Consider the following 19412-nt stretch of genomic DNA (forward strand, 5'->3'; position numbering starts at 1 on the left):
CTGATTGAGGTGTCACCTTGTGTGTATGCCTTAACTATTTTTTCTCGCAAGTCGAGCGAGTACGGTTTCATTAGACTTCATTTGTGTACTCCTCTTACTGTACCTCATAAACTTGCAATAGGCTGTAAATTTGCTTCTCTATTTAGATATATAGAAAAACTCAAAAATATTTTTTTACTAATTTGCTGTTGCGGCTGAATTATCTGCAACTACATAAATTAGTTCTATATTAAATATATTTCACTAGTCTAGAAAAAGTGTTAAGAAATTACTCTTACTTAAGCTAAAAATGATGAAATTCTAGTAAATTTAATATCTGATATTTATAATTTCTAAAGCCAGCCGCGCTTGCCATTAGGGCGTACTGTCATCCAATTTACTTTAGCGTGAGCTAACTGCTCATCCGAAACTTTTGCTCCAGTGAGATTAGCCCCACACAAATTAACATTTCGTAAATTAGCATCACTCAAGTCAGCATAGCTCAAATTAGCACCGCGAAAATCGGCTCCTTCTAAATCAGCAGAATGAAAGTAAGCCTTTGTTAAAATGGTTTCTCTAAAATTAGTTCGCTTGAGGTTAGCGTGGCTAAAATCATTACCTGACAAAATGCATTTAAAAAAATTTGTACGATCTAATTTCGCTGCCCGAAAGTTCACTTCTGATAGATCTACTCGCTGCAAGTCAAGTGAGCTGAGATCGTAAGAAGCAAAATCTCTTCTTCCTTTGATATAAGACAAAACTAAATTGTCCGCATCTAGCTTTCTTGGTGGTGCAACTTTGGGTTTTTGTCCAATTGCTGAAGGCGCAGAAGTAACGCTTGCTGATTGTTTAAGTTTATTTGGCACCTCGGTAAGATTTGCTCTTCTTGCACGAATTGCATCTGCCATTTGTGCCCTCGATTGAGCCGCACTATTACCATACGTACTTGTTGCAGTAGTCACTGGTGCTGTAGTAGATGTCGCTTGCTTCACCATTCTGGGTAATCTAGGTTTGTGAACCGCAGAAGGTTGAGCCGCCATACTGTTGGCTAAACTATCCATGTATGGTTCTAGTTCTAGTGCCGTTAAGACATCATTAGGAGATTGGTAACGATGTCGTACAGCACCTTCTAGCATTTTTTGTAAAACTTCGCGGAAGCGATCGCTAATTTGTACTTTGTTTTGCCAAAGCATTTCTCCAGTTGAGGAATTGTAGTCAAGATCTTTAGGAGATTTGCCCGTAAGCAGATAAATACAAGTCACTCCCAAAGCATAAACGTCACTTGCATAAACGGGGCGCATCGCGAGTTGTTCGGGAGGTGCAAAACCTGGAGTTCCAACCGCAAAAGCTGTTAAAGCTGTATGTTCTGACATACTCGTTGTTTGACTGACTTGGTCTTTCACAGCTCCAAAATCAATCAAAACGAGTTTACAATCCTCATGACGTCGAATAATGTTTGCTGGTTTGATATCTCGGTGAATAACCTGTTGGCTGTGGAGATATTGCAACGTTGGCAGAAGTTCGCTCAAAAATTGCTTGACTCCAGCTTCACTAAAAGGACCAGAGCGTTTGATTTCCTGTTGCAGTGTTAAGCCATTAATGTACTCTTGAATTAAATAAAACTGTTCGGTGTCTTCAAAGTAGTCGAGTAGCCTTGGTACTTGAGGATGACTACCAATCTTGCCTAAAGTTTTAGCTTCCCTAGCAAACAGTTTTCGCGCCATGTCTAAGGCTTCTGACGATGTTGCTGAAGGTCGTAATTGCTTGATGACGCACTTCGGTTCGCCAGGTAACGTTACATCTTGGGCTAAAAACGTTGCTCCAAACCCACCTTGGGCTAAAGCTTGCAGTGCCCGATAGCGATCGCGTAATAATAATTGAGCGCCACAGGTTGCACATGTCTGGCGGGAACTTGAGTTTTGCGGATGGGAACAATCAGGATTTAGGCAATAGCTCATATGAGCGTTACTCGCTGCTTCAGGTAATACTGGGAGCGATCGCACCCTGCTTCAATTATTCAAAGAAAAACGACCAATCACCACCTGATTTATACGGAAATTGGGGATCATAAGGTCGAGGATCAAAGGTCAGGTTTTTTTGGAGCAGAGGGGCAGAGGAATCTAGGGAAGACTGGGAGTTATGAGTCGTGAAGTGTTGAGTTCAAGAGAGTTATGAGTTCTCAGTTTTGAGTGTTGAGTTTAAGAAAATTCAAAATAATTGCCTCCGGCACCTTTGTTCGCTTTCCAAAACTCACTCATTCAAAACTTAAAATAGTTGCCTCCCTTCGCTGCGCTTTCCAAAACTCAAAACTCAAAACTAATCACTCTTTCACTCGCTCCTCGCTCTAAAACTTCTAACTTTAGATTAACTGTGTATTTGGCGTTGTCCTCCCTCAGTTAGGTGTAAATCCTTTTTTGCAATAGTTAAATTGGCACTAGTTAACTTGCCATAAATTGTTGGTAAATACTTTACTTAAAGGAAAAAGAGATGACTGAGAACAAGCAACCAGTTGATAAGTCTGACGAGAATACTGAACCCAATAGCCAGCAACATGAGGATCAACCAAGCAGCTCAGGTGTTGGCGCAGCGGCAGCTGGAGCTGCTGTTGGTGCTATACTTGGCGGTCGTACTGGAGGAATCATTGGTGCTGTAGCAGGTGCAGCAGCAGGGGCAATGGCTGGTAGGGGTACAGCTGAGGCTGTCAATAAGACTGTAGAAGGTGTAGTAGACGCTGTAGAGAGTGTAGCCGACAATGTGAACGAAACTGTAGAAGGTGTAGGCGAAGCAGTAAAAGATACAGCTGATTATGTTAAGCCTTCTGTAAAGGGCGCAGTAGATTCAGTCAAAGAGACAGTTGAGGAGGCAAGACCCTCTATAGTTGACACAGCAGAAGCAGTCAAGGAAACAGTGCAGGAGTCCAAACCCTCTGTTGTAGAAGCTGTTAAGTCTGCATCCGAGGAGGCTAAGCCAGCTGTCAGAAGTGTCTCAGAATCTGTAAAAGGTGCAGTAGACTCAACCAAAAAGACAATTGAGGAGGCAAGACCCTCTATAGTTGACACAGCAGAAGCAGTCAAGGAAACAGTGCAGGAGTGCAAACCCTCTGTTGTAGAAGCTGTTAAGTCTGAATCCAAGGAGGCTAAGCCAGCTGTCAGAAGTGTCTCAGAATCTGTAAAAGGTGCAGTAGACTCAACCAAAAAGACAATTGAGGAGGCAAGACCCTCTATAGTTGACACAGCAGAAGCAGTCAAGGAAACAGTGCAGGAGTCCAAACCCTCTGTTGTAGAAGCTGTTAAGTCTGCATCCGAGGAGGCTAAGCCAGCTGTCAGAAGTGTCTCAGAATCTGTAAAAGGTGCAGTTGAGGATGTTAAACCAGCCGTACAGAGTGCTGCAAACTCGGCCACGGATGCAACAAAAAGTGTTGCAGACTCAGCTAAACGTGCAACTGAAGAGGTCAAACCATCCTCAGTAGAGAAAAAGCAAGTTGAGCTACCCAGAATAACTACAGACACCGAAACGCTAGGTGCTTCTAGTGAAGCAGACTTCCCTGAAGAGAAAGTTATTCCGGTAGAAATTCGCGATCAGAGAACTGATGTGTAGAAGCAAACCTTTCAGGCAAAAAAACATTAACAGATATTGTTAAGTTAAGTTGGCGTGAGACAGTTTAGCCAAGATTATCTAGAAAATCTTTTTTGCCCTGATTAAATACTTTAGCTAGGGTAGTAATAAGTATCGGAACAGAAAACTGGTTTAAGGATATGTACCCTTGGCGAAACGGGTAGTTGTACTTACAACAGTCCTTTATTCCTGTTTAGTGTTCCGCTGCTGGTCGTAGCCTATCAACACTATTATTGCGCGAAATAACTTGCAACGAGTTGCCCAACGGTTTGCAGGAGAACTCAGTAATAATGAATTGTCACTGCCTGAAATGCCCTAGATGGTTAAACTCGATGGCAGCTATCTCTACTTCTTTAAGTTTAAGCAGACAGGCTGAATATTTGCTTGACAGGTTCCTATTATCATGCGGCTCGCTGTGATGAATCAGGTAGCAAAGATTCTTATTTGCGTTCGGCTACATTAATTGGAGTACATCAAATGGTTTCGCTGGCACGGCAATGTATTCGAAGCTTTGCAATTTGATAAGATAGTCTGGCTGAAGTTTAAGCAAGCATACTCCATGCGTATTTCTCTGAATTGGCTGCAAGAACTGGTTGAGTTGACGCTTTCTCCAGAAGAATTGGCGGAAACGTTAACAATGGCAGGATTTGAAGTAGAAGAAATTGAAGATCGTCGTACTTGGGCAGAGGGAGTGGTTGTCGGAAAAGTACTGGAGTGTCAACGCCATCCCAATGCTGATAAACTGAGTGTCACGACAGTAGATGTGGGAACTGCTTCTTCAGAACTATTAAATATAGTCTGCGGTGCGTCTAATGTGCGGGCGGGAATTTATGTGCCGGTCGCGTTAGTTGGCACTTATCTGCCCAAAATTGACGTCAAAATCAAAGCAGCAAAACTACGCGGAGTACGCTCTGAAGGCATGATTTGTTCTTTAGCTGAGTTGGGATTAGCTAAAGAATCTGCGGGAATTCATATTTTTGAGCAGAAAGTGCCATTAGGCAGTGATGTTCGTCCATTGCTTGGCTTAGATGATGTCATTCTTGACTTGACGGCAACGGCAAATCGTGCTGATGCATTAAGTATGGTTGGTGTAGCACGAGAGGTCGCCGCAATTACAGGTAAAACAGTGCGATTACCAGCAGCACAGGAAAGCTCAATCTCAGATGGTAAGAAGAATTTAACTATTAATATCGTAGAATCACAAGCTTGCCCTGCTTACATGGGTACGGCGATTGAATCCCTAAAAATTGCTCCTTCACCAGCATGGTTACAACAGCGATTGCAAGCCGCAGGAATTCGCCCAATTAATAATGTTGTAGATATTACAAACTACATTGTGCTGGAATGGGGTCAACCGCTACATGCTTTTGATCGCGATCGCCTTTTAGCTGTTAGTGGAACTCAATCAGAATTAACGATCGGTGTCCGATTCGCACAACCTGGCGAAACACTAAAAACGCTGGACGGTCAAACGCGCACGCTTTCCAATCAAGCTTTACTGATTACCGCGCACGACAAACCAGTTGCTTTAGCAGGGGTTATGGGAGGCGAAGCAACAGAAGTGCATGAAGCTACTCAAAACCTTGTTCTAGAAGCCGCACTATTCGATCCTGTAGCAATTCGTCGTTCTGCGCGGAGCCAAGGTTTACGTACAGAAGCTTCAGCAAGATATGAGCGTGGCATCAATGCTGCTGAATTAGAGCTAGCCTGTCATCGAGCGTTAATGCTTATTCGTGAATTAGCTGGAGGTGTTGTCGTACAACAGCAGTTTGCTGATGCACGTCCCGAAGTTGGTGCGCTGTCACGTTCGATTGAACTACGTCTTAATCGCGTCAACCAAGTTTTAGGACCAATTGACTTAGGAGATACGACAGGCGAATTACAATCAGAAGATATTCAGCAAATTCTTACCGCACTCGGTTGTCAAGTCAAACAATTACCTGAACGGCAAAAAGTTTTGACTGTTACAGTTCCGCCGTATCGTCATCGCGATTTAGAGCGCGAAATTGACTTGATCGAGGAAATTTCACGGTTGTATGGTTATGATCGCTTTTGCGACACTTTACCTGAAAAAACAGAGCCTGGCTATCTTTCCCTAGAACAGCAACTCACTCGCCAACTCCGCGAAGCTTTCCGCGCTGCTGGACTAACAGAACTGATCCATTATTCGTTAGGTAAACCAGGACAAGAAAGACAAATCGTGCTGACTAACCCTATCTTCGTCGAATATTCAGCACTGCGCACAAACTTAATTTCTGGCTTGATTGATGCTTTTCAGTACAACCTAGAGCAAGGTAATGGCAGCTTGAATGGTTTTGAAATTGGGCGCATTTTCTGGCAAGAAGAAGATGGCTTGCTTGAAGCTGAGGCTTTAGGTGGGATTTTAGGTGGAGATGCCACTCAAGGTAAGTGGACGTCAGGTGGAAAAGAACATCCTTTGACTTGGTTTGAAGCTAAGGGCGTTCTAGAAAGTGTCTTTCAACGCTTGGGCTTGAAGGTGGAATTTCAACCCAGTCATCAAGACTCTCGCTTGCATCCAGGACGTACTGCATCGTTATGGTTGCAGGGTAATCGATTAGGTGATTTTGGACAAGTCCATCCTCAATTACGTCAAGAAAAAGGCTTACCAGATGCGGTTTATGTATTTCAGCTTGATTTAGATGTGATTTTAGATTATTGGGATCGCGACGAAGTTTTAGTCCCAAGATTCCGTCCGTATTCTACTTATCCAGCTTCACCTAGAGATATAGCATTTTTCGCTCATCTAGAAGTCTCTGTTGCGGAAATAAAACGCGCGATCGCCCTTGCAGCCGGAGAATTACTCGAATCGGTGGAATTGTTTGATGAATATCGCGGCGAACACGTCCCACAAGGACAAAGAAGTTTAGCATTTCGCCTAGTATATCGCGCCCAAAACCGTACTCTAACAGATGAGGACATCGAACCTCTACACCAAAAAGTGCGAGAATCTCTGGTAGAAAAATTTGGCGTGAATCTACGCAGTTGAGTTTGTAAATTACTGGAAGACTATGCCTAAGTACGTAATGTGGGGAAGTTACTGTGATAATGTACTAGAAAAACGCGCTCCTTATCGACAGGCTCATCTCGACGGGCTGGCTGCACAAAAAGAATCTGGGGTGTTGATTACAATCGGTCCAACAAAGGATTTAATAAAGGTTTTTGGCATTTACGAAGCTGAGGATGAAGCAACAGTCCATCAACTTGTTGAAGCCGATCCTTATTGGAAAAATGGAGTTTGGACTGAGTACTACATTAAGGAGTGGATTCAAGCTTTTTAAGTAGAGTCGATTGACATCAATCGCAGGTGCCCTGCCACTTTCTTCGGAGCTACCCTAGACGAATTGTGCGGAGGCACACTCTTAAGTTTGAGTTTTGTTGGTAAATTCGCCTCCGTGGATTTTGTTGATTGATCTGCGAATTTATTTGGCAAGCTAGCTAAGGTTAATATCAATTAACTGTAAAGGCTTAGGTTGAGGTGCTGACGACAAAAATCTAATACAACAGATAAATCGCTAGTTTGTTGTGGATAATTAACTATTGGTCTACTTATTGTGATTAAGGGAACACCTAGTTGAGTAGCGACAAGACGTTTAATATCTTCACCCCCTGGTTTTCCTGAAGCTTTGGTAATCACGAGTTGAATTTGCCATTGACGCCAAAGTGCGAGTTCTAAATCAGCGGAAATGGGAGGACGCAGACAAATTAATCGATCTGGGGTAAACCCAGCTTGCGCTGCTGCTGTCATGGCGATCGCTGAAGGGAGAATTCGGGCAAATAATGTTGCGCGATTGTGCCAAGCTTGAAACATCTGTAGCGGTCGATATCCCACAGTTAACAATACTCGCTTATTCTGTAAGTAGTTTGTTGTTAGTAAAGCTTCAAAACTATCGAAATTCTCGCTCGCACTTCCTGTGCTAGATAGCAATACTGGGCGTTCATAGCGGAGGTAAGGTATCTGTAGTTGTTGCGCCGCTGCGATCGCATTATGCGAAACTTCCACAGCATAGGGATGAGAGGCATCAACAATCGCCTTAATTTGTTGTTGGTGAATAAATTCTGAAATTTGAGCTAAAGTTAAACGCCCTACCCAGATTGTTAAACACGGTGCAGGACGATAAAGCGATCGCGCAGATTCAGTTGTTACAGAAACAATACAACAGACATTTTCTGGTGCGATCGCCTGAGTAATTTTGATGCTTTCTTGAGTTCCGCCAATCAGCCACAACTTCCCATGATGACAAACTTGCAGTGACTGATTGAAAGCGGCAGACATACGCGTACTAGCCCTTGAGTGCTTTCCTGAAATTTTGTCGATAAGATTTATTAGAAATTAACAATGCTGGCCATAATAGTGATAGAGATAATCGATTAGAAAAACTACGCGAGAAGGTAGTGCGATGAAACCCATTCCAGAATTTCCAAGCACCTATTGCATATGCAATAACAACTAACCAATAAATGAAGTTCATTCTCAGCAACCACCTGTACAACTCATTGATTAAGTAAAAGCTGGTATCTTCAGCGGTGACAAATGTCCTCTTCCACTATCTTTAGTGTAGAGTAGCTTACAGAAATCGTTACAGCGATCGCGTAAGTAGCTTTGAGTTAGTTGTAGCTCAAAAGCATAGTAACTTGCCACTCATCGTCGAGTATAGGCGCGTAGTTGTACACCCCTACACTGACATATGTGCCTAATGAAGTTTACGCTTAACGGATGTATCTTGTGGAAGTACCTTAAGTTTCAACATACATAGGAAACTAGAACAAGACTTGCTTTTTTGCCAGAGTCATTGGCTGTGTGTCAGTGACGAGTGCAAATCAATTAAGGAGGAATTATGCGTGCAGTGCTGATGGCTGGAGGGTCTGGAACGCGGTTAAGACCGCTGACTTGTGACCTTCCTAAACCGATGGTACCTATTTTAAACAGACCAATTGCGGAACATATCACTAACCTTCTCAAACGGCACCAAATAACTGAGGTTATTGCCACGCTTCATTATTTACCTGACGTCATTCGCGATTATTTTCAAGATGGTAGTGACTTTGGCGTGCAAATGACCTATGCCGTTGAAGAAGATCAACCGCTAGGTACCGCAGGCTGCGTCAAAAATATCGCGGAATTTCTCGATGAAACGTTTTTAGTGATTAGCGGCGATAGCGTTACAGACTTCGATCTCACAGCAGCCATTGAGTTTCATAAACGCAAACAAGCAAAAGCGACATTAGTGCTGACCCGCGTTCCCAACCCAATTGAGTTTGGGGTAGTCATTACCGACGAAAACTATCACATTCGGAGATTTTTAGAAAAGCCTTCCACCAGTGAGATTTTCTCCGATACAGTCAACACTGGTATCTACATTCTAGAACCGTCTGTTTTGGACTATTTACCAGCAAATCAAGAATCTGACTTTTCTAAAGATTTATTTCCATTGCTGTTGGAAAAAGGCGAGCCAATGTATGGCTATATTGCTCAGGGATACTGGTGTGATGTCGGACATCTGGATGCGTACCGCGAAAGTCAGTATGATGGTTTGTTTGGTAAGGTAAAACTTGACTTTGCCTACACAGAGACAAAGCCAGGGATATGGGAAGGTCAAAACACTTTTATTGATCCAAGTGTTGAGATTTGTGCCCCAGCACTGATTGGTAGTAATTGTCGAATTGGACCGCGAGTGCGAATTGATGCTGGAACTGTGATTGGAGATAATGTCACAATTGGTGCTGACGCTGACTTAAAACGACCGATCATCTGGAACGGTGCAATAGTGGGCGAAGATGCAGAACTTCGAGCATGCGTTATTGGGCGTGGGACAAGAGTAGATCGCCGTGCCCAAGTGTTAGAGGGTGCTGTGGTCGGCTCACTTTCTACAGTAGGAGAAGAAGCTCAAATCACTCCAAATGTTCGTGTCTGGCCCAGCAAACAAATTGAGTCGGGCGCGATATTAAATATTAATTTAATTTGGGGACAAACCGCACAACGCAATTTATTTGGTCAGCGTGGTGTGACTGGATTAGCTAATATTGACATCACACCCGAATTTGCTGTGAAGTTGGGTGCCGCGTACGGCTCAACTTTAAAACCTGGTTCGCAAGTGATGATGTCCCGCGATCAGCGCAGCATTTCTCGGATGGTAACGCGATCGCTGATTGCCGGTTTAATGTCTGTGGGTGTCAATATTCAGAACCTTGATGCTACAGCAATACCAATGTCGCGAACAGTTGTCTCTACCTTTGGAGTTGCTGGAGGAATTCACGTACGGCTGCATCCAGATCGCCCCGATTACCTGTTAATTGAGTTTATTGATAGCAAAGGTGTCAATATTTCAAAAGCACTAGAAAAGAAAATCGAGGGTGCTTACTTTAAAGAAGATCTCCGGCGCGTGCAAATTCATGAGATTGGTAATGTTGTCTATCCGATCCAGATGATCGACACTTACTGCAATGCGTTTGAGAAGAATTTAAATGTAGAAGCAATTCGCCACAGTAACTCAAAAGTTGTCATTGACTATACTTATGCTGTTTCTGGTGCAGTGTTACCGCAACTTTTAGCTAAATTTGGTTGCGATGCTGTTGTATTAAATGCCAGTTTGAAACAAACAGCGGTTTCTTCAGTAGAGAAGGAAGCACTGTTACAGCAACTTGGTCATGTTGTAGAAGCATTGCGAGCTACCTTCGGCGTACAGGTATCAGCTAACGGAGAACAGTTGATTCTGATGGATAAGTTGGGAACACCGATTCGCGGTGAGATGTTGACCGCACTTATGGTTAATATGATCCTGACAGCACATCCGCGAGGAACTGTTGTTGTGCCAATTCATGCCTCAAGTGCGGTGGAACAAATTGCTCGTCGTCATGATGGTAAGGTAATTCGCACGAAGGCAAGTCCTACTGCATTGATGGAAGCTTCATTACCGGAAGTCAACCCAAATGTAGTCCTTGCTGGAAGTGGAGATATGGGATTTATCTTCCCGCAGCTGCATCCTGGATTTGATGCGATGTTCTGTATTGCGAAGGTGATTGAGATGTTGACGGTGCAAGAGCGATCGCTTGCGTCAATTCGTGATAATGACTTACCGCAAGTCAGTCACAGAAGCTACACTGTTCGCTGTCCTTGGACGGTCAAAGGAGCATTGATGCGCTATCTAGTTGAAACGCACAAAGAGGACAGTCTGGAGTTGATTGATGGCGTGAAAATCCGCTTTGAAGATGACAATTGGATACTAATTTTGCCCGATGCGGGTGAACCACTGGTACATTTGTTCGCTAACGGTAATGATCGTAATTGGGTAGATGAATCGCTAAGGGAATACCGCACCCGCGTTCAGTCATTTATTGAACAACAACAGGGAGTGGAAGCTTACAGCAACAGCCCTCAGCAGTCGATTGTGAGTTAGGAGAGTGGGAGAGTGGGAGCGTTGTAGAGTTGGCGAGTTGTAGAGGTTGAGAGATTTAATTGCTATTTTTCCCTCCTACGCAACCACCCGTGTACCCAACTACCCGCTTACCCTCACCCCTCATTCCTCACCCCTCACCCCTCATTTAGGAGAAGCAAATGAATAGCTGTATTTTGATGGCAGAAATTGTGCAAGCGCCACAACTGCGTTATACGTCTGACAACATGGCGTTAGCAGAAATGCTGGTTCAGTTTCCTGGTTTACGGGCAGAAGATTCCCCTGCAACACTAAAAGCTGTTGGGTGGGGTAATTTGGCGCAAGAGATTGAACAAAATTATCAGCAAGGCGATCGCGTCATTATTGAAGGTCGCTTGAGTATGAATACTTTTGAGCGTTCTGAGGGATTCAAAGAAAAACGTGCCGAGTTGACAGTACAGCGCATTCACGCAATTGATAAAACTGTAGATACAACAGCTACAAAAGCCAACCCCAAAACTGCACCAGATTCTGTCAGTTCGCGTTCTGAAAAAGCCCCCAAAGCTAATTTAGACACGAGCACTTCAACTGCAACAACTTCTACAGCTACAGCTAGTAGAACTGACGTAATTGCTGACTTTGCGACTTACGAACCACCTCTAAGACCATCAGCGCCGTTACCACCCAGCGAAGACCAGGATATTGACGATATTCCATTCTAAGAGGGAATAGGAGAGAGGAGCGAGTGAAAGAGTCGCGCTTTGGTTAGTAGTTAGTGGCTAGTGAATAGTTTTGAGTTTTGAATTATAAGAAGTTTTCTCAACTCAACATTCAACCCTGAGAACTTATAACTCCTCTGCTTCCTCTGCTCCGAAAAAACCATAATCCCCGAACCGTAGGTCTGAGAAAAGTGCGTCCTCCGACCTCTAACTTCTTTGATCCCACTCAGCAGCAGCATCAGCAACGGCTTGATCTACAGTTTTTTCGCCCAACATTGCGGCTTGAAGATTATCGTAAATCGTTCTTTGTAAGACGTTGAGATTTTCCATTGCGGGAACCAATACTTCAGCTTGCTGCAATTGACTTGCACTCACAACGCGGGCTTTTTCGACAGTTGGTGCATCTGCTGGTATTACCTTAAAGTAGTCGTCTGAGAGCGCTGCTACAGTTGAGGGTAAGACATTTGCTGCTTTGGCAAAGGCAAGTTGATTTTGATTATTTGTGACGTATAGCGCAAATTTTAAAGCCGCATCAGGTTGGTCTGTATTATTAGGAATGACTAAGTTCATGACTGCAACGTTTTTCTTGCCTGTCGGACCTGTAATTTGTGGTGCAGTTGCCGAAACTTGGGCGATCGCTGGGGCATTTTTGGCGATCGTCCTTAAAAACTCTGGACCTGATGCCAATAAAGCCGTTTGTCCAGCTTGATACTGCTCTATACCATATCTATGCCCTTGAGTCAATGCTTCAGGCGGAATCAGTTCATTGCGATACAAATCCACCCAATACTGAAATACAGAACGACCTTCAGGAGTATTAAACGCGGCTTTGCCTTTCGCGTCTACCAAATTAACTCCCATTTGCACGAAAGATTCCAAAACTTCAGCAGAATCTTCGGGAACAAAGGTGGTAAAAAAAGCATACTTTCCAGTTTTTTCTTTAACTTGCCGAGCCACTGTTGCTAATTCTGCATAGGTTGTTGGCGGTTGACTCACTCCTGCTTGGTTTAACAAATCAGTGTTATAAATTGTCAGACGTGTTGTGAGGTACCAAGGCAAACCAAAACTTTTACCGTTGATTGTGCTTGCTTTCCAAATATTGGGTAGATAAGTTTGGCGCACATCCGCATTCACCTTAGAATCTAAATCTAACCAAGCATTGCGTGTTGCAAGCTGGGAAGCAAAACTAGGGTTGAGATTCACAACATCTGGTGCTGTGCGTGCAGACATTGCAGTGAGGATTTTGCTTTCCATTGCTGACCAGGGAACATCTACCCAGTTAACTTGAATGTCAGGGTTTTCTGCCTCAAAAGAACTGATCAGATTGTTAAAGAACTCTGTGAATTGGGGCTGGAGTTGCATTGTCCAGAATTCCACATTGCTGTTACCTGATGCCGATTGCTGGGTACTATTATTGACGTTACCAGTACCACAACTAACAACCCAACTCAGGATTAAGCCTAATAAAGCAAAAATTCCGAGGCGTTTCCAACCCCTGATTTTGCTAGAAAATACTGAGACTATTGACATTTTTCAAACGTAATTTGCTTATTATACGAGCGAAGTAATTCTAAGCTAAAGTAGCAGACATTCACTTTTTAGTATCTCACTGTAGTTTCTTTTTACCCTCTAGACAACCAGCAAAACTGTGTTTAACCGCTTCCAAATACCACCTAACCGCTTCCAGATACTACCGAAACGTACCAAGGGAGTTGGTATTGAACTTGCTCCCGAACGCATTAATATAGCGCAGCTACGTAAACAAGGACAGGGAATAAGACTGGCAGCGTTTTCCTCAGTTCCCGTACCTGAAGGAATTTTTCAAGACGGGCAGATAATTGATCCACCAGCGCTAGCAGAAATTATCCAATCAGCTATGGCTCAGAGCAAAATTAAAGCGAAGCGAGTTGCTAGCGCTGTTCCTGGAAGAGACTCACTAGTGCGTTTGATTCCTTTACCTGCTGAGTTAGATGACCAAGAATTACGTGAAATGGTCTTAAATCACGAAGCAGGTTTGTATTTGCCCTATCCTCGTGAAGAAGCGGATGTTGATTATCAAAAATTAGGGTACTTTGTGGATGAAGACGGCATTGAAAAGGTACAAGTTTTGCTCGTTGCTACCCGTAAAGAAGTCACAGACCTCTATATAGATACATTTCAACAAGCTGGGCTACAAGTTGATGTTTTAGAAATTAATAGTTTTGCCCTACTGCGTACAATTCGCGAGAAATTGCGCGAGTTTCCTTCACAGGAAGCTGTAGTCTTAGTTGATATTGAATTTGACAACACAGAAATTGCAATTATTGTAGATGGAATACCACAGTTCTCGCGGACTGTTCCGATTGGTACATTTCATTTGCAAGGTGCGCTGTTGCGGGCACTGCATTTACCAATGTCTAGAGACACGCAAGTCATGCTACAGTCAGTCGTTCTTCCCAGCACGACAACGGATGATATGGGAGCAGTAGTCGGTATTAGTGTCGATCCTGGTACTGCTGCAATGCTGCGAGTGATGGGAGAGTTAATTGATGAATTACGGCGATCGCTCGATTTTTATCTTAGTCAAAGTGAAAATCTAGAAGTTGCACAAATACTCTTGGCAGGACCTGGTGGTGGATTAGTAAACTTAGATGAGTTTTTCCAACAACGAGTAAATATTCCCACCGTACAAATCGATCCTGTGGCAGCTTTGTCTTTAGAAGTTGATGAGAAAAAAATTTCGCCTGGACAACGACCAGGGCTAGGTATCGTTTTAGGTTTAGGAATGCGTGAAATTTAATTTAACCGAAGTCAGCGCTGGTGTCTTACCCATACATTACTTTCAATCATGATGAGTCCTTAAATTTTATGTACAGCTTAGACATTAACTTTATTCAGGATCGCCCAGATTATCTACTAAAGACAGGAACAAGTGCCAGAAAACTAAAAATGCTGGGCGGTGAGACTGCACCACTTTATTTGGGAATCGCGATTGGAGTGATTTTACCAGCGATGATCGGCGGCGCATGGTTAGTTCTGCAAACTCGTAATGGACAACTAGAGAACGAAAATGCTCAACTTGATGCTGAATTAAGCCGCTTGGGACTTCAAGAACAAGAAATTCAAACGACACAAGCGCAAATCAATCAAGTCCGCACCGAAACTCAAGCCTTAGCCACCGTGTTCAATCAAATTCGTCCTTGGTCTGCGATGTTACAGGATATGCGCGATCGCATTCCTCGTGCCGTACAAATTGAAACCCTCCGGCAAACTGCCGCTGCAACGCCTCAACAAGAACCGCAAGCTGCAAATGATACTAACAATCAACAGCAAGGACAACAAGAACAACAAAATGCTGAACAACAGAACCAGCAACCTGCTCAAATTCCTGCAGGTAGTATCGAAATTACTGGAGTAGCCAGATCTTTTAACGATGTCAACGATTTCTTGCTGACACTGCAACAATCTGCATTTCTCAAACCTACAGATACTAGAATTGTTACTGCTGAGTTAGTAAATATTGGTGAACCTGGTACAGTGGCTATGCCGCAAGCGAATGCTTCTGCAGTTGCGACTCCTCAAGCGGTAAGGTACACAATTCAATCAACACTGAGCGATGTTCCTGCCTCTGACTTGTTAAGAGAACTAGAGCGCAAGGGTACATTAGGATTGGTAACTCGCATTCGCACACTGCAACAAAAAGGTGTGATTCAACAATGACGATCGCTGAAGACTTTATTCCGGAAGAAACTATAGACTTTCAACCTGTAGCACCAAGTTATCCTAAGGCATTTGGTGTCACCCTCACTCCTGGCGTAAGTGGTGTACTCATTGCACTACTAGGGCTAGCAGGTGGTGTTTACTTGGTTGTTAATTTGTTGATGCCAACTTGGCAAAGACACCAAGAATTGCAAGCAAGTCGAGATGAGAAAAATGCCCTTGTGGCACAAAAACAACTCGCAATTCAACAAACTGAACAAGTACGAGCTGAGTTAGCCCAAGTAAGACAGCAAAATGCTCAGGTTCTTACTCTATTTGCTGACGAGCGAACACTAGATACTTTGTTGTTAGATCTTAATCGTGTTGTTGAATCGGGTAATGCCCAACTACCACAGAATGCACCTAGAGCTAGACTCAAGCGTTTTGTTCCCATCAATCAGTCACCAGAAATTGTCTCTGATGGCAGCTTGGGATCTGCTGTCAATGGCAAACTGAAACGCCAAGCTGTCAACATTGAGTTAGAAGGGACTTTTGAGCAAACCCAAGCCATTATTCGCAATATTGAGCGGTTACAGCCTTTATTAATTGTCAAAGATTATCAATCATCCTTGGCACAAAGTGGCGATCAGCAAGCTGGTGTTATCCAGCCAGGAGGACCGGTCATTACAACATCCTTTCAGTTAGAGGCATTAATGCCAGCTAGCCCTGCTGAAGCAGCATCAGCTGCAAGTAATCCTGAGCAACAGTCACTCGAAGGTAGAGACAACACTTAATTTTATTTACACTGTTGCGTAATCTTTGCACAACTTCTTGTTATAAATTTAGCTACCGTATTTTTACAGAAATCTAAAATTTGAATGCATAAAATTATTGTGTGCTGTCGGTAAAATTGCTCTTGGAGACAAAGTATAAGTAGCGTTAAGTTTTTTATATTTTGTGATCTGAAACTAGCTGAAAATGATTATTGCGCTAGCAGTTATTGAGCTTTGGATATTGAAAGATTCATCAGATAATCTTTGCAGCAGTCTACCGATCGCAATCATCAATCAATTTAATATGATTTCTGTTTTTTCCCGAAAAGGAATATATTACATTTTCTACACAAATTGAAGTGCAAATAGTTGAGCCGCAAATGCTACAGATTCAAAGGCTGAGGAGAGAACAGTGAGACAGCTTGCAGGTAGTGGAGTGATATTCGCTGGAGCAACAATAACGTTGCTGTCAGCACAGCCAGTGTGGGCAGCAGCAACACAAGTCACAGCAGTGCGCTTGAGTCCGACAAATCAGGGGTTGAATATCCTCTTAGAGACTGCTGCAGGCGATCGCCCGCAAATATTCACAAGTAGCCGAGGTAACGCCTTGGTTGCGGATATCATCAACACGCAGTTACGCACGCCACAAGGTAACAATTTTCGTCAAGATAACCCAGCACCAGGAATTAGCTCAATCAGCGTCACTCAGCTTGACCAAAATAGCGTCAGGTTAGTTGTTACAGGAACTACTAACGCTCCTAGCAGCCAACCTGCGGCTAAAACTGCTCAAGGAATTACCTTCAGCATTAGCCCTGCATCGGGTGTACCTATAGCACAGCAACCTCCTACAAATCAAACTCCCGCACCACAGCAACCACAACAAACACCTGCAAATCAAACTCCAGGAGTTCTTGTCCCTAATCCTGATGTCCAAATTCAAGGCGCACCACAGCCAGGAACACAAACGCCACCGCCTTTCTTACCACGAGCCGTTGCTCCACCTGTAGGCGATATTGCCGTTTCTAATGTAGATTCCTCTGCCTCGACAATTGATTTAGAAACTGCCGAACGCGTACCGCGCTTAGTACTGCGCGAAGCCCCTGTCAGAGAAGTCTTAGCCCTTCTTGCTCGTGCCGCTGGGCTTAACCTCGCATTTAGTGCAGCCCCCGCACCTGGAACACAACAAGCACAAGCTGAGCCTACCCCTGGTGGTGAAGATGGACCGAGAATTTCTTTGGATATTGAAAACGAGTCGGTACAAGACGTTTTTAACTACGTCCTACGCATTAGTGGACTGCAAGCTAACCGCACTGGACGAACAATTTTTGTTGCCCCAAGGCTAACAAATGAAGCACGTAACGTGATTGTCCGCAGCTTGCGCCTCAATCAAATTAATGTGAGCAGTGCCTTGAACTTTTTAGTTGCAATGGGTGCAGAAAGCGCTGTCAGCCGCGAAAGAGTTATTACTAGCGTGAATGCTGTTCCTGTAGGTGGTTCGGCAACACCTGTTACCCAAACACAAACGAGTACAGAAACCAGAGTCGAAACTCAGCGGATTGACTTTCAAGATTCAATACCACTTTTACGTGGTTTACAGGTAGTCGGAGATGAACGCACCAACTCTGTAAGCTTAATCGGTACTCCTCGCCAAGTTGAAATTGCTACTGCCCAGTTAGTTCAAGTTGATTCGCGTCGCCGTCAAGTGGCTGTCAACGTCAAGATTGTTGATGTTAATTTATCAGATGCTAATCTGTTCAATACTAGTTTTTCTTTCGGACTTGGCGATAATTTCTTTCAATTCAATAATACGGGGAACGCGATTGTTAACTTTGGTAGAAACAATTCACCAGCAGGTTTTAATGCCAACCAGTTACGAAATTTTACTAGCAGATTTTTAGCTCAGTTGGAAACCTCTGTTGAAAATGGCAATGCCAAAATCTTGACCGATCCAACTCTTACTGTACAGGAAGGACAAACGGCACAAGTAAACTTAACAACAGAAGTACCTGGAGGTATTCAAGTACAGTTTATTTCTCCTACTGAAGGCGCTCCTGCCATTCCTGTGCGAACAGTAGATATCAGAGAGGCTGGTTTATCTCTTGCTATTCAAATTACTCGGATTGATGACAATGGTTTTGTGAACTTGTCTGTGGCACCGAGTATTTCTGCACCAACTAACACAATAGACACCGGAGATGGTGGACTTGTCACTTTCTTGAGTACAAGAAGCTTTTCTTCAGGTCAAATTCGGCTACGCGATCGCCAAACTCTCGTTATTTCTGGCATCATTCAGGAAATAGATCGAGCCGAAGTACGCAAAGTTCCTATTTTGGGTGATATTCCCCTGCTAGGGGCGCTGTTTAGAAGAACCAATAAGATTAATCAACGTCAAGAGGTGATTGTATTACTCACGCCTCAAGTCTTGGACGACTCACAGAATGCTACAGCAGGTTACAACTATACTCCAAGCCCAGAGGCACGACAGATGCTAGAACGTCAAGGTTTTCAGTCTCAATGAAATGTGACTTATAGCAGGGATCAGAGGTCAGGGGTCAGGGTTATAAGCAAGTTGGGGTGGAAGTTCTGTGAGTATAATGTCCTAACTTATGCTTTGACTGCTATACACCCAGAAAAAATGCGGAACTTTATGCCTGATGAGTCTAGTCAACTGGAGATTTTAAGAACGTAAAAACAACGAAATGCGATCGCATTTTTGTGATTACTGGTTAATTTTTCAACTTTTTATGGGGAAAAATACCTAAAAAATGTTGAAATCTATATAACTTAAAGGTTTCACCGATCCAGATTGAGCTAGCACGCCTTAGAATAGGGCATTGAAATATCGAGCCTAGGAGGTTTCAGCGATTGTCTTCAAACGAAACCTCTTTCTCGGCTACGAGCTGAGTATCCCAAAACCCTGAGACTCGGCAGTTTCGTTAAATCTCATTTGTACTCTAAGGAGATCCACATGAACAAAGGCGAATTAGTAGATGCGATCGCAGACAAGGCAAGCGTCACCAAAAAGCAAGCTGATGCGGTCTTAACCGCAGCTTTAGAAACAATCATCGAAGCTGTTTCTTCTGGCGATAAAGTAACTCTGGTAGGTTTCGGTTCATTTGAGCCACGCGAGCGTAAAGCCCGTGAAGGTCGTAACCCAAAAACGGGTGATAAAATGGATATCCCAGCAACAAAAGTGCCTGCATTTTCGGCTGGGAAGCTTTTCAGAGAAAAAGTTTCGCCGGACAAAGACTAGTAAG

Annotated in this window: 14 protein-coding genes; 10 read left to right on the top strand and 4 right to left on the bottom strand. The window is 43.6% G+C overall.

What is annotated here, in order from left to right; translation table 11 throughout:
* Window positions 1-332: 332 nt before the first annotated feature.
* Entirely contained in the window at window positions 333-1937 is a 1605-nt protein-coding gene (locus tag IQ230_RS14080) for a serine/threonine-protein kinase (protein ID WP_193932641.1), read from the bottom strand.
* Between the two features lie 529 nt (window positions 1938-2466).
* Between IQ230_RS14080 and IQ230_RS14085 the strand changes: the two genes are divergently transcribed.
* From IQ230_RS14085 to IQ230_RS14095, 3 genes are all read left to right on the top strand, one after another.
* Window positions 2467-3576: a hypothetical protein gene (locus IQ230_RS14085; protein WP_193932599.1), complete on the top strand. Its 1110-nt coding sequence runs from the start codon at window positions 2467-2469 to the stop codon at window positions 3574-3576.
* A 577-nt stretch (window positions 3577-4153) separates the two neighbouring features.
* Window positions 4154-6601, top strand: coding sequence for a phenylalanine--tRNA ligase subunit beta (gene pheT, locus IQ230_RS14090; RefSeq protein WP_193932600.1), 2448 nt, complete (start codon window positions 4154-4156; stop codon window positions 6599-6601).
* A 22-nt stretch (window positions 6602-6623) separates the two neighbouring features.
* Entirely contained in the window at window positions 6624-6893 is a 270-nt protein-coding gene (locus tag IQ230_RS14095; protein WP_228054910.1) for a YciI family protein, read from the top strand.
* Between the two features lie 173 nt (window positions 6894-7066).
* Here IQ230_RS14095 and IQ230_RS14100 read toward each other — a convergent pair whose 3' ends face one another.
* Together IQ230_RS14100 and IQ230_RS14105 are read right to left on the bottom strand one after the other, a co-directional pair.
* Entirely contained in the window at window positions 7067-7888 is an 822-nt protein-coding gene (locus tag IQ230_RS14100) for a cobalt-precorrin-6A reductase (RefSeq protein ID WP_193932601.1), read from the bottom strand.
* A 225-nt stretch (window positions 7889-8113) separates the two neighbouring features.
* On the bottom strand, window positions 8114-8254 hold the full coding sequence (locus IQ230_RS14105; RefSeq protein ID WP_193932602.1) for a hypothetical protein: 141 nt from the start codon (window positions 8252-8254) through the stop codon (window positions 8114-8116).
* Between the two features lie 196 nt (window positions 8255-8450).
* Between IQ230_RS14105 and IQ230_RS14110 the strand changes: the two genes are divergently transcribed.
* Window positions 8451-11009, top strand: a complete 2559-nt coding sequence (locus IQ230_RS14110; RefSeq protein ID WP_193932603.1) for a mannose-1-phosphate guanyltransferase — start codon at window positions 8451-8453, stop codon at window positions 11007-11009.
* Window positions 11010-11167: 158 nt separating this feature from the next.
* Entirely contained in the window at window positions 11168-11707 is a 540-nt protein-coding gene (locus IQ230_RS14115) for a single-stranded DNA-binding protein (protein ID WP_193932604.1), read from the top strand.
* A gap of 204 nt (window positions 11708-11911) precedes the next feature.
* Here the strand turns inward: IQ230_RS14115 and IQ230_RS14120 are convergent, their stop codons facing one another.
* Complete coding sequence (locus IQ230_RS14120) at window positions 11912-13234, bottom strand: ABC transporter substrate-binding protein (protein ID WP_193932605.1); 1323 nt, start codon at window positions 13232-13234, stop codon at window positions 11912-11914.
* 118 nt (window positions 13235-13352) lie between these two features.
* Here IQ230_RS14120 and pilM point away from each other — a divergent pair, with 118 nt between their 5' ends.
* The 5 genes from pilM to IQ230_RS14145 all read left to right on the top strand — a co-directional run bounded on the left by pilM (window position 13353) and on the right by IQ230_RS14145 (window position 19408).
* Window positions 13353-14483 carry a type IV pilus assembly protein PilM gene (pilM, locus tag IQ230_RS14125; RefSeq protein ID WP_193932606.1) on the top strand — a complete coding sequence of 377 codons (1131 nt, stop codon included), beginning with the start codon at window positions 13353-13355 and terminating at the stop codon, window positions 14481-14483.
* 68 nt (window positions 14484-14551) lie between these two features.
* The gene (locus IQ230_RS14130) at window positions 14552-15403 is read left to right on the top strand and encodes a PilN domain-containing protein (protein WP_193932607.1); all 852 of its coding nucleotides are present in this window, start codon (window positions 14552-14554) and stop codon (window positions 15401-15403) included.
* Window positions 15400-16176 (top strand): pilus assembly protein PilO, encoded by a 777-nt coding sequence (locus tag IQ230_RS14135; RefSeq protein ID WP_193932608.1) that lies wholly within the window; start codon window positions 15400-15402, stop codon window positions 16174-16176. Before IQ230_RS14130 ends, IQ230_RS14135 begins: the two co-directional genes overlap by 4 nt.
* A 391-nt stretch (window positions 16177-16567) precedes the next feature.
* Window positions 16568-18673, top strand: coding sequence for an AMIN domain-containing protein (locus tag IQ230_RS14140; RefSeq protein ID WP_193932609.1), 2106 nt, complete (start codon window positions 16568-16570; stop codon window positions 18671-18673).
* Window positions 18674-19123: 450 nt separating this feature from the next.
* Window positions 19124-19408 (top strand): HU family DNA-binding protein, encoded by a 285-nt coding sequence (locus tag IQ230_RS14145; RefSeq protein WP_099702493.1) that lies wholly within the window; start codon window positions 19124-19126, stop codon window positions 19406-19408.
* The last annotated feature ends 4 nt before the right edge of the window (window positions 19409-19412 follow it).

Source organism: Gloeocapsopsis crepidinum LEGE 06123 (assembly GCF_015207655.1).
GTDB classification, from domain to species: domain Bacteria; phylum Cyanobacteriota; class Cyanobacteriia; order Cyanobacteriales; family Chroococcidiopsidaceae; genus Gloeocapsopsis; species Gloeocapsopsis crepidinum.

Coding starts and splice junctions, on each gene's coding strand:
- IQ230_RS14130 (WP_193932607.1), top strand. CDS start 14,552: ATGTACAGCTTAGACATTAACTTTATTCAGGATCGCCCAGATTATCTA.
- IQ230_RS14100 (WP_193932601.1), bottom strand. CDS start 7,888: ATGTCTGCCGCTTTCAATCAGTCACTGCAAGTTTGTCATCATGGGAAG.
- IQ230_RS14085 (WP_193932599.1), top strand. CDS start 2,467: ATGACTGAGAACAAGCAACCAGTTGATAAGTCTGACGAGAATACTGAA.
- IQ230_RS14135 (WP_193932608.1), top strand. CDS start 15,400: ATGACGATCGCTGAAGACTTTATTCCGGAAGAAACTATAGACTTTCAA.
- IQ230_RS14145 (WP_099702493.1), top strand. CDS start 19,124: ATGAACAAAGGCGAATTAGTAGATGCGATCGCAGACAAGGCAAGCGTC.
- IQ230_RS14080 (WP_193932641.1), bottom strand. CDS start 1,937: ATGAGCTATTGCCTAAATCCTGATTGTTCCCATCCGCAAAACTCAAGT.
- IQ230_RS14110 (WP_193932603.1), top strand. CDS start 8,451: ATGCGTGCAGTGCTGATGGCTGGAGGGTCTGGAACGCGGTTAAGACCG.
- pheT (WP_193932600.1), top strand. CDS start 4,154: ATGCGTATTTCTCTGAATTGGCTGCAAGAACTGGTTGAGTTGACGCTT.
- IQ230_RS14115 (WP_193932604.1), top strand. CDS start 11,168: ATGAATAGCTGTATTTTGATGGCAGAAATTGTGCAAGCGCCACAACTG.
- IQ230_RS14095 (WP_228054910.1), top strand. CDS start 6,624: ATGCCTAAGTACGTAATGTGGGGAAGTTACTGTGATAATGTACTAGAA.
- IQ230_RS14120 (WP_193932605.1), bottom strand. CDS start 13,234: ATGTCAATAGTCTCAGTATTTTCTAGCAAAATCAGGGGTTGGAAACGC.